Below are 14,096 nucleotides of genomic sequence, written 5' to 3'. Positions count from 1 at the left end.
ACCCGTGCGATCCGGCAGGGCGGCCGTCAGCGGGGACCGCAGCGCCGGGAGCTCAGCGGCACCGCTTCCAGGCCAGGTGGTACACGGTTCGGATACTGCCGTCCGTCGAATCCATCGACATGAAGCTGGTGGCGCTCGGGCTCGAAGTGCCTTGGTCGACCTGCAGTTCGGTGTTGATGTCGAGGTTGCGTTCGGCTCCGCAAGGGGCGAAGACGCGGGCGGCGACGTCCACGGTGTCGGTCACCTGCCAGTCGTTCTGGAACGCGCCCTCGAAACGATGGGTCGTGTTGCTGGTGCGGGGGCTGCCCTGGACGTGGTAGCCGGCCCGCAGCGTCCCGGACGCCCCCTGCGCCAGGGACGCGAAGCCTTGGTAGCCGGCGGACACGACCGCGTAGGTATAGCCACCCGGGACGTGCACGACCAGGTTGAGCTGGCAGTTCTTCCGGTAGTCCGTCGGCGCCGACCCGGGCCCCACCTTGGCCATGTAGTTGCTGTAGGTGACGGTGAAGGCGGTGTTGTCGGGGGCCACGCTCACGGCGGCCGTCCCGAGCGGGCAGCCGGAACCGTTGGCCGCCACGCTGTCGATGACGATCGGGGTCGACGGCGGGAGCGGGTTGCCGCCGAAGCCGGGCGAACCGAACAGCGATGCGGCGACACCAGTCGCGGCCAGCGCGCGGAGCAGCATGGGGGTTCCCTTCCCTCGTCCACGGCCCCGGGGCGGGCATCACATCCCGAGCCCGGCCCCCGGATCTCACGTGGGCATCGCACCACAGCTCGCGTCCCCCCGCTCAGCAGGTGACGCTCCGGTCACTCCAACAGCCTTCAGGACGTGGGCCGACCGAACGGCACGCCCCGCGCCGTCCGCTCCCGGGATCGTCGGCCCCGGGCGACGGCGGCTCCCGGGCCACGTCACCGGTCACCAGGTGACGGGCAGGGCATGGAGACCGTAGACCTCGTTGTTGACGCGGTAGGGCACGTCGTCGGCGGGGCACGCGAGCGCGAGAGCGGGCAGCCGCCGCAGGAGCGCGGGCAGCGCGATCCGCAGTTCGGCGCGGGCCAGGGGCGCGCCGAGGCAGTGGTGGGGGCCGTGCCCGAAGGCCACGTGCGAGACGGGTTTGCGGGCGATGTCGAGGCGGTCCATCCCGGCACCGAGCACCGGGTCGCGGTTGGCCACCGGCAGCTGGCAGACCACCTGGTCACCGGCCTTGATCGGCACGCCGCCGACCTCGGTGTCGCGGCGCGCGGTCCGGGCCAGCGCGGTGCTGGAGACGGACAGGTACCGGAGCAACTCCTCGACCGCGGTGTCGATCACGGGATCGGCCTCGACTGCGTCGCGCAACCGCTCGGCCTGTTCCGGGTGCGACAGCAGGGCGAGCACGCCCAGGCCGATCGTGTTGGACACCGTGACGTGGCCGGCGAGCAGCAACAGCTCGCAGACGCCGACCAGTTCGGAGTCCGACACCGTGGTGCCGTGCTCCCGGACGAGCATGCCGATCATCCCGTCGTCCGGGGTGCGCCGCTTCTCCGCCACCAGGGAGGCCATGTAGTCGTGCGACTCCCGGCCGGCCGCGAGCCGTTCCTCCATGGGGAGTCCGAGGTCCAGCGTGGCGCGGGACCAGCGGTGGAACTGCCCCTGATCGGGGTCGGGAACGCCGAGCAGCCCGCAGATCACCCCGAGCGGCAACGGCAGGGCGAAGTCGGCCATCAGGTCTGCCGTGGACCCCCGCGATTCCATGGCGTCGATCAGCTCGCCGACCAGGGTGCGGATCATCGGCTCCAGTGCGCGGATCCGCTTTCCGGTGAACTCCGGTGTCAGGACGTGGCGCAGCCGCGTGTGCTCCGGAGGGTCCATGTTGAGGAGTTCGTTCGGCAGGACGGGAGCGCGATGCGGGTCGTACATCGCGAACGTCTCCTGGTCGGCCAGTACGCGCCGCACGTCGGCGTGCCGGGTGACGAGCCAGTACTCGCCGACCCGGTGCAGCCAGAAGTCCTGGACGCGCCGGACCGGGTCCCTTCGCTGGGCCTCGCCCAGTGCCGGGCCCGGGTCGAGCCCGTCGCGACGGTAGAAGATCGAGATCGGCGACGTGTCCTGCCCGCTCATGGAACCTCCCGTGACCACCGGATACCGACCTTCCCGATACCCAGGTGCCCGTGCCGTTGCGCACCTCGGCCTCGGTCCGAGGCAGCGTGCGGGGGCGTGCATACCTCGAACGCACCCCCTCCCCCGAGCCGGAGCCGCCCCCTCCCGACCGCACTCCTTCGAGGGCGGCTCCGGGCCGTGGGACCGGGGGAACCGGCAGCCGCGGACGCGACCTTCGCCGGCAGGGCGCAGCGCAGGGCGCAGGACCCGTCGGCGGTGGGCCGCGGCCGGTGGGGCCGGAACGCCGGCGCTACCCGGCGAAGATGCCGAGGGCGTTGGGGACCGGTCGTTCCCGGCCCTGGTCGAGGCGGTTGCGCACCGTGAGGTCGCCGGTCACCCGGTCGCGGGCGACGAGTGTGGCGGAGGCGCCGCCGTCCAGGTAGACACCGTCCGGGCAGCCGAGATCGCCCACCGTGCGGGCGAGTTCCGTCAGGGTCAGGCCGTTGGAGGTGCCCTCGCGTCCGTCCGTGGACAACAGCGTCAGCACCCGTCCGCCCGCCGCGAGACCGACCGCGCTGCGCGGCTCCACGTCGGTCGCGTCCAGTCCCGCCGGCGCCTCCCCGCCCCGCAGGAGGGAATGGGCGCCGAGGGCGAAGGCGAAGGGCACCGGCGCGCTCGACACGAGGCGGTAGTCCAGGGCGACCGGCGTGCCGACGGGCAGGCCCGCCAGCGCGCGGGCGCCGGCCTCGCGGCCGAGCAGCACGGTGCTTCCCGCGGGGATCGGACCGGTGCCGGGGGCGTCGGAGACCCCCACCACTCGCCCGTGACGGATCGTCACCTCCCGGGTGTCCGCCGTGCAGGGAGCCTTCCGCGCCTCGTCGGTCCCGCACGCGGCGCGGGCCCGGGAGACCTCGCCCCAGTCGGAGGTGAACACGCCGATCGAACCGACCGGGAGCGCATACTGGTTCAGCCCGCCCAGCGGCCAGGCGCCGCCCGCGGCCCGCAGGCGGCCCCGCAGCACCAGGTGTCCGGTGCGCGCCACCCCGTCCACGCCGACCCCGAGCACGTCCTCGGCCGTGTCGCCCGGAGGCGGCCGCCAACCGAACCGCTGCGCCTCCGGGACCGCCGCCTTCAACGCCCGGCCGCGGTACACGGCCGGCCCGGAGGCCGCCCCGGTGGCCTCGACGCCAGGGTGCTGCTCCTCGCTGATGTCGAAGAAGTCCCCGTTCACCGCCGCCACCGCCCCGCGTGCGCCGGCCAGCCGGGTCAGCGGCGCCCGGGCGGCCACCGCGCCGGGGAAGAGCAGGTCCGCCCGCACGCCCGGCCTGCGCAGGTCGGCGCGGACGGCGTACACCCGCGCGCTGCCGTGCGGCGTCCGCACCGTAAGCTCCCGGTACGCCACGCCGGGCGCGAGCACCTCCCAACCCCCGGCGGCCTCGGCCCCCGCGGGCGCGACGACCGGACCGGCCGGCGCCACGGCCAGCACCAGGGCAACCACACAGCGCAGGGCACTCCTCACACCCGCCATGCTGACGGCCGGTCGGACCGTCCCGCCGCACCGCCGTCGGCGCGTCGTACATCGGCCGTCTCGTGCACCGGCCGCCTCGTCCGCGGCGCACGTCCGCCCTGATGGTGGAGTCGGTGTCGGGGCTGTCCGGATGCCCGTCTGATCACGCGTTGCGTTCCGCAGGTACCCCGAAGCGTGCCAGACAGTGCCACACCTTCTTGAGCGCCTGCTGGTCATGGAGTCCTGTGCGTGCGGCGTCACCGATGATCCGGGGATCGAGGCAGCCGTCAACGGCGATCTCGGTTCCCAGGTCGACGTACTCCTGCCCGCGGTAGTCCGCGTGGCGCTCGAGCTCTTCGACGGTGAGCCGGAGTCCCGGGTGCCATTCGAGCGGGCACGGCAGGTCGCGGGCTGCTGCCTCCACCGCCGTTCCTCGATGGCTCGGGTCCAGGACCAGTGCTTCGACATCGCGGGCCAGGACGAGGGGCCCGTGCACCTGTGCCTCGATGTAGTCGTCGAGCGCGTCCTGGCTGTCGGCCTCGGCCAGCTCGATGAGGGACATGGCGGCCGCGACGCCGAAGGCCGACGGCTCGAAGACGCTGTCCGGGTAGCAGAACGTGGCTCGCGGGAGGGTCTCGGCAGTCAGCCGGAAGTGCGCGGAGCCGAACCGGGGCGCCCCGCCGAACGGTTTGCGCCGGAAGTCCAGCGCGCCGTAGACGGGCCGCTCGTGGGCGGGCGCGTGGTCGTACGCGGCCCCGAAGATCCGGCTCTCCCAGCGCCACCGGTCACCGCCGGGGTGGGCCGTCAAGCCGCCGTTGCTCGCGCCCGTGACGAACTGGGAGTGATAGACGCCGTCTTCGGCCAGCGCGAGCAGGATCGGCCGACCGCGCACGGTGCGATCCGGGTGGAAGTTCAGCGTCACGCGCAGTGCGGGGTCGAGCGGGGCCCCGGATGACAGCGACGCCACATGGCGGATTGCCTGTTCCTGAGGAGACTTGGCTGCATCAACGTTCATCGGCGCAGTGTGCCCGAACCCGATCGGCTGGTGCACCCGGATTGGCTGTGCGGCCCCGCGACCGGTGAGGCGCCGAACTCGACGGCGGCGGCGCCCCTGCCGACGGGCAGACGGTGTCACACTCCTGAGTACGCGTACTCAGGCGCGGGGATCGTCGGTTCGGTGAGCATGGGCGGATGAGCGAGGGGCGCCGCGGGCCGGCGAAGGTGAAGCAGTTCCTGGGCGGCACCGCCGTCATCGCGATCGTCCTCCTGCAGGCGGCGTTCGGCTCCGGTGTGCCCGCCGGGTGGCGGCTGCGGCGGCTGGCCCGCTCGAAACCCGTCCGGCAGGCCTGCGAGGACGCCGAGGCGCAGCTGCGGGCGCGGCTGACGGCGATCGCGCGGACGTACGAGCTGCGGCCGGTGTTCAGCCGGACGATCGACACCTGCCGGCGGGGCTCACGGATCGACCTCTTCCCCAACTCCTCCGCCGGGAACGGGTACGCGATGACGGGGCACCTGCGGATCACCGCCTACTTCGCGCCGTCGGCACCCCTGGAGCAGGCGCTTCCCGAGCTGATCGAACGCCTGCCGCCCCGGCTGCTGTACCGGGACCACTTCGCTCCCAAACCGGAGCCCTACAGCCCAGGCCCGCACACCGCCCTCGACGGAAGCGACCACGTCACGGTGGACTGGGACATCCCGGGCAGGCACCTGATGACCGCCTGGCCGCTGTCCGGGAGGGACCGGCACCGGCTGCGCCGGCACGTCTCGACCGACCCGGCCGGCCTGACCCTGGACCAGGCACGGGAGGCCCACGGCCCGCTCATCGCCTGGACCCTCACCGCCACGTACTACACGCAGGCGAAGGCCCGGTAGCGCCTGCACCACTGCCCCGCCCGGGGGCTGCGCGGTGGTGGGTCCGTGACCGGGCACGGCCTGCGGGGGTTGCACCGGCATGACGAACCCTCCGCTGTCCTGGCTGCCGATCCCCGCCCCGCTCGACACCGGCTCCGCGCCCACGCCCGCGGCGCACCGGGAGCCGGTCGCGGCACGTGGGCAAGTGCCCTCGCCATCGTCGAGGACGCGAGCCGTCCGGCTTGTCGCGGCGGTCGCGTCCGCCGTGTTGCTGGGTGCCGGGCTTGCCCCGACCGCCTCCGCGGCAGCGCCGTCCGCGGGCAACCCGGACGCCGCGCAGCTCGGCACGTACTGGACCCCGGCCCGCATGGCGGCCGCGCGGCCCGTCGGCACCGGATCCACCGGATCCACCGGACCGGCCGCAGCCACCGCCGACGGGCCCCGGCCCGGCGAGTTCATCCCCGCGAGCAGGAGCTTCGACGGCATGCCGCAGGCCGGTACGTTCTTCTGGACCGACGCCGCCGGGACGCACCGCACGTGCAGCGGCTCCGTGGTCCGCAGCCCCGGCCGCGACCTCGTGCTGAGCGCGGGGCACTGCCTCACCGGAGCCTCCGGCACCTCCCCCAAGCGGCACCTGGGGTTCGTTCCGCAGTACCACGACGGACTCACGCCGTTCGGCGTCTTCCCGGTCAGGACCAACGGCGTCTACGTCCCGCAGGAGTACTACGACCGGGGCCCGCACGCCGGGGCCGCGTACGACTTCGCCTTCGCGGTGACCGAGCCCGGCCAGGACGGCCGGCGGATCCAGGACGCGGTCGGCGCGCTCGATCTGCTCACCGGCTCCGGCCACTCCCACGCTCCGGTACGGATGATCGGGTACCCGGCCGGCGCGCAGAAGCCGCTGGAGTGCCTGAGCCGCACCACGCGGTGGGTCAGCGACGATCCCGCGGACCCGGGCACCTTCGAACGCATCGCGTGCGACGGATTCGTGGGCGGGACGTCGGGCGGGCCGATGCTGGTGCCCCGGTCCGGCGGGTGGGCGGTGACCGGGATCATCGGCGGCTACCACACCGGCGGCAAGACCCCCAAGATCTCGTACAGCGCCCACTTCGGCCCCGCCACCCGCGCCCTGTACCAGGCCGCGACCACCGGCGCTCCGCCGGCGGGCCCGGCCTCCTGAGCCCGGGCCCGGGAATCCCACGGCCGTGTCGGTGGTGGGCCTGCCGGCCGGGGTCTCGCGGACGATGGGGGTGATCCGCGGGGCCCCGGCCGTGTGGGAGGCCAGCCGCGTTGACGGGGAGACGCGGCTGCTCGGCGGCCCGACTGCGGTGGGGTCGCCGTGCCGGGAATGCTAGACCTGCGAACCGGCAGTGAACAAGGCTTTGACCTGGGATTTTCCGGCCGCGGACATGCCATCCGGAAGGCGGTGCTCCGCTCCCTGCTCCTGTCCCGCCGCCCGCCCCGTCGACGGCAGGACGCGGTTGCGGACGGTCCTCCGAGCCTCGCCGGCCGACCCGCCGTCAACTCTCGGGCCCGCCGGGCGGCCCACGCGATGTCGGCCGGCTGTCAGCGGGGACAGCGACCTGTCGGCGGGATGTGAGCGGCCCCCGGGACGGTAGGAGCAGGGCGTGGCCAGCCGTACGTGTACGGGCCCGCCCCCTCCAGACCACTCCGAGCCTCCGGGAGCCCGCCATGCCCGCCGTACCCACCATGCCCTCCACGCCCCGGGACCCACGGTGGAACGTCCACCGGCTGCCTCGCGCCGGAGGAAAGAACGTCCTGGTCACCGGCGGCAACGCGGGCATCGGGTACTTCGTCGCCGAGCAGCTCGCCGGCACCGGGGCCACGGTCGTCCTCGGAAGCCGCAACCGGGCGAAGGCCGAAGACGCGATCGCTTCCATCGGCGCGCGCGTCCCCGGCGCCAAGGTGCGGCACGTGCCCCTGGACCTGGCCGACCACGCTTCGCTCAAGGCCTCCGTGGACGCGCTCGGACTGGACCGCCTCGACGCGGTCGTCCACAACGCCGGTGTGGCGCTCGACCACCCGCCGCGCCGCGAAACCACGGACGGCCACGAGCTGATGTTCGCCACCAACCACCTCGGCCACTTCGCGCTGACCCACCACCTGGCCCCGCTGCTCACGGCAACCCCGGGCAGCCGGATCGTCACCACCGGCAGCTTCGCCGCCAAGACCGAACGCCTGGACCTCGACGATCTCCAGAGCATGCGCGACTACCAGCCCAAACGCGCCTACGCGCGGTCCAAGCTGGCCCAGATGCTCTTCGCCCTCGAACTCGACCGCCGCCTGCGCGCCGCCGGCAGCGCGACGCTGAGCGTGCTCGTCCATCCCGGCGGCGCACTCGACTCCCTCACCCCTTCGCGCCCGCCCGTCCACGTCCGGACCACCGGCGAGCGGCTGCGCGGCCTACCGCTCGGCCTCGTCGTCCAGGGCAAGGACGCTGCCGCGTGGTCCGCTGTCCGGGCCGTCCTGGACCCGGGCGTCCGCGGCGGCCAGATGTGGAGCCCCCGGGCGTTCGGGCTGCGTGGTGCGCCCAGGATCGAACCGCTCTGGAACCACCTCGCCGACACCACGACCGCGGCACGTCTCTGGGCCGCCGGCTGCGAACTGACCGGCATCGAGCTGTCGTTCACCGACCGCACCGACACGGTCCGGTGAGACGACGACCACGTCATCGCGGACCACGTCATCGCGGACCACGTCATCGCGGACCACGCCGGGCGGAGCAGGTACGGGCGGCGGTCCCGCGCGTCGTCAACTGTCGCTCTGCGGGCCGGTGAGGTTCTTGACGTCGGCCTTGCCGGTGGCGATCAGCCTGTCGGGGCCGTTGGCGGCCTGCTCGGTTTCGTGGCCCTTCCAGAGGAGGGAGTCCGCCTTGAAGTCGCCGTCGTCCATGACGATGCTTCAGCCCTCGCGCGTTGCCTGGCCTCGCCGGACTCCTCGGGAAGCTGCCCGTCCGGCTCGGCCGCGGCGAGACGGTGCCGCCGCCGGAGCCGATGGCGGTGGGTGCCTCACGCCTGCGCGGTTGCCGTCAGGGGGCCGAGCGCGGCCGCGCGACGGGCCGGGAGCGCGGCTGCGAGGGCGCCGATCACGAGCGAGGCGGCGCACACGAGAAGCAGCGTCCCCCAGGGCAGTACCAGGGTGTAGTGCTCGACCGCGCCGGTGGCCAGCGGGCCGACGGCCCAGGCGCCGGCCAGTCCGGCGGCCAGACCGAGCAGGGTGCCGAACGCGGCGATGGTCACCGCTTCCAGGCAGATCATCCGCCGCACGCCCCCGCGGTCCAGGCCGACGGCTCGCAGGAGGCCGATCTCGCGGGTGCGCTCCGCGACCGACACGGCCAGGGTGTTGACGATGCCGAGCGCGCCGATCACGGCGCCGACCGCGAGCATCACGTACAGGACGGCCAGCAGGTCACCCATGGTGCCGGCGGCCTCGCGGACGAGCCCGGCGCGGTCCTGCACCTTCAGCAGCGGGCTGTTGCCGACGGCGGTGCGCAGGCGTTCCTCCATCGCGTGCGAGCTGCCGTCGGTGCGCACGAGGATCCGCTGGACGGAGCCGGGCAGGTGGCTGTCGGGCGCCACCTCGGCGCGGGCGGCGAGCACGTCGAGCGCGGTCGGGTTGTCCCGGTAGACGCCGACGACGGTGTACGGGCGGACGTCCTGGGCACGGCCGATGCGGGCGTCGAGGCGGTCCCCGGGGCTCAGGCGGTGCTGCCGGGCGACGGTGGCGGAGACGGCGATCCGGCCCGGACCGAGGTCCTGGACGGAGCCGCCGGTCACGTCGAGCCGCACGACGGTGCCCACCGCGTCGGGGTCGACGCCCGCGACCTGCAGGACCGTACCGCCGGCCACCATGGTGGAGTCCGTGATGCCACTCGCCGCCCGCACCCCGGCGGTCCCGGCCACCCGCCGGACGGCGGCCTGGTCGACGCCGTCGGTGGTGGAGCGGGATCCGATCACGTAGTCGGCGACGAGCCCGGCCGCCGCCCGGTGGTCGAGGGCCCGCGCGGCGGAGTTCCCGACGGTGGCGAGCCCGGCGACCAGCGCGGTGCTGATCATCAGCGTGGCGGCGGTCGCGGCGGTGCGCCGCGGGTCGCGCAGCACGTTCTCGCGGGCGAGGCGCCCGGCGACGCCGAAGCGACGGGTGAGCCGTCCGAACGACCGGATCACCGGGGTGGCCAGCACCGGAGCGAGCGCGATCAGGCCACCGCCCAGGAGGGCGCACCCGAGCATCGCGCTCCGCAGGTTCCCCTCCGAGGCGTCCTTCGCACCCCGCAGCGACACCAGCAGCGCGGCGCCGAGGACGGCGAGGGCGAGGCCCGCCGCAGTGCGCAGGCGCTGCCGACCCGCGGGCGGCTGCTCGGCCGTGCGCAGCGCCTCGATCGGTGCGACCCGCGCCGCCCGCCGGGCGGGCAGCCACGCGGCGGGCACGGTGACGCCCACACCCACGGCGAGCGCCGCGACGACGGAGGCCGGGCCGATCACCAGGGGGCCGCGGGGCAGCCCGCCGCCGAGGAGGCCGGGCAGCACCGATGCGATGCCGAGGCCGAGCAGGAACCCGGCCGCCGACGCGAGGAGCCCCACCAGGAGGGCCTCCAGGAGGACGGAGCGCGCCACCTGGCGGCGTTGCGCGCCGATCGCCCGCAGCAGCGCGACCTCCCGGGTGCGCCGTGCGACCAGCATGGTGAAGGTGTTGACGATGAGGAACGAGGCGATGAACAGCGAGACCCCGGCGAAGACCAGCGGCAGCTTCTCGTAGCCGCGGGTCAAGGTGCCGACGAGGACGGCCTGTTGGGCGGCCTGGGCGGCGCCGGTGGTGACCTCGGCGCGGTCGGCGGGGAGCACGGCGGCGACTCGGCGTGCGAGTTCGGACGGGTCGGTGCCGGGTGCGGCGGCGAGGTCGATTCCGGTGTAGTGGCCCGGGGTGGCGAACAGCTGCTGGGCGGTTGCCCGGTCGAACAGGACGAGGGTGCCGCCGGCGGTCACCCGGGTGTCGTCGGTGGTGACGATGCCGACGAGTCGCTTGGTCATCGCCGGCCCGTCGGTGGCGAGCGTGACCGGGTCGCCGACCTTCAGTCGGCCGGCGGCGGCCGTGCCGCGGTCCACGGCGATCTCGCCGCCGTCCTTCGGGCCCCGGCCCACCACCAGCGGGTAGCGGCCGTCGGTGCCGTCCGCGGCGCCCGTGCCGCCGGTACCGTCCGTACCGCCGATGCCGCCGGTGCGCGGGACGTAGGCGGCGGCCTGGTTCGCCCACCGCGCACCGACCCGCAGCGGGGTGCCGTCCGCTGCGTTCAGGACGGCCGAGCCGTCGGCGGACGGCCGGACGGCCGCGACGCCGGGGACGTCGGCCAGCGTCCGCGCGAGGCGGTCGTCGAGCACGCCGGGCTGCTGACCGGCGGTGTCCCCGGGCCGGGCTTCCTTGGCCGTCACGGTGACCGCGATGTCGGCGAAGTCCCTTGAGGCGGCGGCGCGGTGGGCCGCCGCGGTGGAGTCCGCGAACACCAGGGTGCCGGACACGAACGCGACGCCGAGGCAGACCGCGAACACGGTCATGGCCAGCCGGGCCTTGTGCGCCAGGGCGTTGCGCAGAGCCATTCTCAACATGGTCGTCTTCCTGGGGAGTCGGCGGGGTCAGCGGGCGGCGGCGCGGGCGTCGGAGCTCTGCATGACGGCCAGCACCCGGTCGGGGGTGGGGCGCAGCAGCTCGTCGACCAGGCGGCCGTCGGAGAGGAAGACCGCCCGGTCGGCGAACGCGGCGGCGACGGGGTCGTGGGTGACCATGACCACGGTCTGGCCCAGTTCGCGGACGGAGTCGCGCAGGAAGCCGAGGACCTCCGTCCCCGTGCGGGAGTCGAGGTTCCCGGTGGGCTCGTCGGCGAAGACGACCGCGGGCCGCCCGGCCAGGGCCCGGGCGACGGCGACGCGCTGCTGCTGCCCGCCGGACAGCTGCGCGGGCCGGTGGCTCAGCCGCTCGGCGAGACCGACCATGGCGACCACGCGGTCCAGCCAGCGCTGGTCGGGGCCGCGCCCGGCGAGGGCGAGCGGCAGGGTGATGTTCTCCAGCGCGGTGAGGGTCGGCAGGAGGTTGAACGCCTGGAAGACGAAGCCGATCCGGTCCCGGCGCAGCCGGGTGAGCTGCCGGTCGTCTAGCGTGCCGAGCTCGGTGGTTCCGATGCGCACCGAGCCGGAGGTGGGAGTGTCGAGACCGGCGGCGCAGTGCAGCAGGGTGGACTTGCCGCAGCCGGACGGGCCCATGATCGCGGTGAACTCGGCCTCCCGGAAGCCGATGCTCACCCCGTCCAGGGCGGTGACGCGGGTGTCGGCGGCGCCGTGGACCTTCGTCAGGTCGGTGGTGGCGGCCGCGATCCCGGGGGCGGGGCTCGGGGCAAGGGGGTCGACGGTCACGGGGGCTTCCTCCTCGGTGCGGGGACCTGCACGTCGAAGGGTGTCCGGGGAACGTATCGGGGCCCCCGGCGGTCGTGTATCGGCTGCCGCTCCGGTGCGTATCGGTTCGGCAGCGGCGGAGTCGCGACCGCCGTCGGACCATCGGCAGACCGCCGTCGGTCGGGTGGCTGCCCGCCGTCAGTCCGGCGGCAGGGACAGGGTGGCGACGGCGCCGCCGTCCGGGGCGTTGTCCAGGCGCAGTCCGGCGCCGAGGAGCCGGGCCTGGCCGAACGCGATGGTCAGGCCGAGGCCGTGGCCCGAGCCGCGCTCCCGGGTACCCGTGTGGAAGCGGCGCGGGCCGTGGAGCAGCAGGTCCGCCGGGAAGCCGGGGCCGTGGTCGCGTACGACGACCGTCCGTCCGGCGACGGTGATCGTGACCGGGCCGGCGCCGTGGCGGTGGGCGTTGACGACGAGGTTGCCGACGATGCGTTCCAGTCGGCGCGGGTCGGTCTCCACGAACCCGGTGCCCTCTCCGTCGACCGTGTCGTCCCGATCGACCCTGCCGTCCCCGCAGACCGTGCCGTCCCGATCGACCCTGCCGTCCCCGTCGAGCGCGCCGTAGCCGTCGGCCGTGCCCTCCCCGTCCACGGTGACCTCGGCGTCGAAGCCCGTGCGCGCGACCGCCTCCGCGACGACGGCGCCGAGCGGCACCCGGGCGCGGACCGGCTGTTCGGCGCCGGCGTCGAGGCGGGAGATCTCCAGCAGGTCCTCGACCAGGCCGCGCAGGTCCCGTACCCGGTCGCGCAGCAGGTCCTCCGTCTCGCCTGGCGGCAGCAGGTCGACGGCGGCGATCAGGCCGCCGACGGGGGTGCGCAGCTCGTGGGCCACGTCCGCGGTGAACCGCCGTTCGGTGCCCAGGCGTCGGCCGAGACTGTCGGCCATGAGGTCGACGGCGGCGGCGATGTCGGCCACCTCGTCGCGGCCCCCGGTCGGCCCGGTGCGGGCGTCGAGGTCCCCGGCGGAGATCCGGCCCGCGGTCTCCGAAACGCGCCGGAGCCGCCGCCCGAGCAGCCCGGCCCCGTACACCGCGAGGGGCACGGCTGCCCCGAGCGCGGCCAGCGAGGCCACCGTCACGGTCACGTCGAGGCGGTCGAGGGTGTGGAGCTCGGGGCTCATGTTGATCCGGACGGCGAGTACCGGGCTGCCCGGCCCCGTGGTGCGCTGGGCGCCCCAGACGCTCGGCCCGAGGTTCCCGTCGACGCTCCCGTCGTAGGCCGTGTGCCGGTCGTCGTCGCGCGGGGCGCGCAGTGCGGCGGGCAGGTCGGGCGGGTCGAGCGCGGCGCCGTCCGCGAGCGTGCCGGTGCGGCGGTAGACGTCCATGGCCGAGTAGACCGTGTTGAAGGCCTGGGCGTCGGCGCGGCTGCGGATGTCCTGCGCGGTCCACACGTGCACCAGCACGCCGACCGCCGCCGCGACCACGCAGGCGGTGAGGGCGGCCAGCGCGGCGATCTTCCACCGGAGGGACGTACGGCCCGTACGCGCCCGGCGAAGCGGTCGCACCGGGCTCAGCGCCTGAGCTTGTAGCCGAAGCCGCGGACCGTCTCGATCCGGTCCCGGCCCAGCTTCCGGCGCAGCCGCTGCACGCACAGGTCGACGACCCGGCTGTCGCCGTCCCAGCCGTAGTCCCAGACGTCGCGCAGCAGGGTGTGCCGTTCCAGTACGACGCCCGGGCGGGCGGCGAATTCGAGGAGCACCTTCAGCTCCGTCGGGGTCAGCGCCACGGGCTCGCCGGCGACGGACACCTCCATGCCGGCGGTGTCGATGACGAGGTCCCCGAAGGCCAGGACCTCCGCGGCGTGCGTGGCCGGTTCCGGGCACGGAAGCGGCGGGTACGTCGCCCGGCGCAGCAGCGAGCGGATGCGTGCGACGAGCACGAAGGTGTCGACGGGCTTGACCACGTAGTCGTCCGCCCCGGCCTCCAGCCCGGCGACGACGTCGAGTCCGTCACCGCGCGCGGACATCATCAGCACGGGCACCAGGCTGGTCTCCCGCACCCTGCGGCACAGCCCGATCCCGTCGAGCCCGGGCAGCATCACGTCCAGGACCAGCAGGTCGAAGCCGCCGTCGCGGAACAGCTCGAGCCCCGTGAGCCCGTCGGCCGCGGCCGTCATCTCGTACCCGTAGCGTTCGAGCGCGACGGTGAACGCCCGCCGCATCAGCTCGTCGTCCTCCACCAGCAGCACGCGGATCGGACGGA

At 74.5% G+C, this 14,096-nt stretch carries 12 protein-coding genes; 3 read left to right on the top strand and 9 right to left on the bottom strand.

The features are described from left to right. Positions 1–52 precede the first annotated feature (52 nt). The 4 genes from ABTY56_RS18060 to ABTY56_RS18045 form a co-directional block, all read right to left on the bottom strand. On the bottom strand, positions 53–682 hold the full coding sequence (locus tag ABTY56_RS18060; RefSeq protein ID WP_502893148.1) for a DUF4360 domain-containing protein: 630 nt from the start codon (positions 680–682) through the stop codon (positions 53–55). 234 nt (positions 683–916) lie between these two features. Further along, the gene (locus ABTY56_RS18055; RefSeq protein ID WP_350629795.1) at positions 917–2,101 is read right to left on the bottom strand and encodes a cytochrome P450; all 1,185 of its coding nucleotides are present in this window, start codon (positions 2,099–2,101) and stop codon (positions 917–919) included. A 289-nt stretch (positions 2,102–2,390) separates the two neighbouring features. Beyond that, a complete protein-coding gene (locus tag ABTY56_RS18050) occupies positions 2,391–3,608 on the bottom strand; it encodes a phosphodiester glycosidase family protein (RefSeq protein WP_502893144.1) in 1,218 nt (405 codons plus the stop codon). Between the two features lie 142 nt (positions 3,609–3,750). Further along, complete coding sequence (locus ABTY56_RS18045; RefSeq protein WP_350629793.1) at positions 3,751–4,602, bottom strand: DUF3626 domain-containing protein; 852 nt, start codon at positions 4,600–4,602, stop codon at positions 3,751–3,753. Positions 4,603–4,778: 176 nt separating this feature from the next. Between ABTY56_RS18045 and ABTY56_RS18040 the strand changes: the two genes are divergently transcribed. From ABTY56_RS18040 to ABTY56_RS18030, 3 genes are all read left to right on the top strand, one after another. Further along, positions 4,779–5,459, top strand: a complete 681-nt coding sequence (locus ABTY56_RS18040; RefSeq protein ID WP_350629792.1) for a hypothetical protein — start codon at positions 4,779–4,781, stop codon at positions 5,457–5,459. A 79-nt stretch (positions 5,460–5,538) separates the two neighbouring features. Then, positions 5,539–6,618, top strand: coding sequence for a trypsin-like serine peptidase (locus ABTY56_RS18035; RefSeq protein ID WP_350629791.1), 1,080 nt, complete (start codon positions 5,539–5,541; stop codon positions 6,616–6,618). A 512-nt stretch (positions 6,619–7,130) separates the two neighbouring features. Continuing rightward, complete coding sequence (locus tag ABTY56_RS18030; protein ID WP_502893143.1) at positions 7,131–8,114, top strand: SDR family NAD(P)-dependent oxidoreductase; 984 nt, start codon at positions 7,131–7,133, stop codon at positions 8,112–8,114. A 96-nt stretch (positions 8,115–8,210) separates the two neighbouring features. Here the strand turns inward: ABTY56_RS18030 and ABTY56_RS18025 are convergent, their stop codons facing one another. From ABTY56_RS18025 to cseB, 5 genes are all read right to left on the bottom strand, one after another. After that, on the bottom strand, positions 8,211–8,351 hold the full coding sequence (locus ABTY56_RS18025) for a hypothetical protein (RefSeq protein ID WP_350629790.1): 141 nt from the start codon (positions 8,349–8,351) through the stop codon (positions 8,211–8,213). 116 nt (positions 8,352–8,467) lie between these two features. Continuing rightward, positions 8,468–11,059 (bottom strand): FtsX-like permease family protein, encoded by a 2,592-nt coding sequence (locus tag ABTY56_RS18020; protein WP_350629789.1) that lies wholly within the window; start codon positions 11,057–11,059, stop codon positions 8,468–8,470. Between the two features lie 27 nt (positions 11,060–11,086). Next, positions 11,087–11,860, bottom strand: a complete 774-nt coding sequence (locus ABTY56_RS18015; RefSeq protein WP_350629787.1) for an ABC transporter ATP-binding protein — start codon at positions 11,858–11,860, stop codon at positions 11,087–11,089. A 177-nt stretch (positions 11,861–12,037) separates the two neighbouring features. Beyond that, complete coding sequence (locus ABTY56_RS18010; RefSeq protein WP_350629786.1) at positions 12,038–13,399, bottom strand: ATP-binding protein; 1,362 nt, start codon at positions 13,397–13,399, stop codon at positions 12,038–12,040. A gap of 5 nt (positions 13,400–13,404) precedes the next feature. After that, a complete protein-coding gene (gene cseB, locus ABTY56_RS18005) occupies positions 13,405–14,055 on the bottom strand; it encodes a two-component system response regulator CseB (RefSeq protein WP_502893147.1) in 651 nt (216 codons plus the stop codon). Positions 14,056–14,096 lie beyond the last annotated feature (41 nt).

It is taken from the genome of Kitasatospora sp. NPDC097691, assembly GCF_040302665.1.
In the GTDB taxonomy this organism is placed as follows: Bacteria; Actinomycetota; Actinomycetes; order Streptomycetales; family Streptomycetaceae; genus Kitasatospora.
This window is presented reverse-complemented; position numbering and strand designations above follow the sequence as displayed.

Excerpts from the sequence above, each read along its gene's own strand:
- ABTY56_RS18040 (WP_350629792.1), top strand. The coding sequence starts at position 4,779 with ATGAGCGAGGGGCGCCGCGGGCCGGCGAAGGTGAAGCAGTTCCTGGGC.
- ABTY56_RS18030 (WP_502893143.1), top strand. The coding sequence starts at position 7,131 with ATGCCCGCCGTACCCACCATGCCCTCCACGCCCCGGGACCCACGGTGG.
- ABTY56_RS18020 (WP_350629789.1), bottom strand. The coding sequence starts at position 11,059 with ATGTTGAGAATGGCTCTGCGCAACGCCCTGGCGCACAAGGCCCGGCTG.
- ABTY56_RS18045 (WP_350629793.1), bottom strand. The coding sequence starts at position 4,602 with ATGAACGTTGATGCAGCCAAGTCTCCTCAGGAACAGGCAATCCGCCAT.
- ABTY56_RS18035 (WP_350629791.1), top strand. The coding sequence starts at position 5,539 with ATGACGAACCCTCCGCTGTCCTGGCTGCCGATCCCCGCCCCGCTCGAC.
- ABTY56_RS18050 (WP_502893144.1), bottom strand. The coding sequence starts at position 3,608 with ATGGCGGGTGTGAGGAGTGCCCTGCGCTGTGTGGTTGCCCTGGTGCTG.
- ABTY56_RS18025 (WP_350629790.1), bottom strand. The coding sequence starts at position 8,351 with ATGGACGACGGCGACTTCAAGGCGGACTCCCTCCTCTGGAAGGGCCAC.
- ABTY56_RS18055 (WP_350629795.1), bottom strand. The coding sequence starts at position 2,101 with ATGAGCGGGCAGGACACGTCGCCGATCTCGATCTTCTACCGTCGCGAC.
- cseB (WP_502893147.1), bottom strand. The coding sequence starts at position 14,055 with ATGCGGCGGGCGTTCACCGTCGCGCTCGAACGCTACGGGTACGAGATG.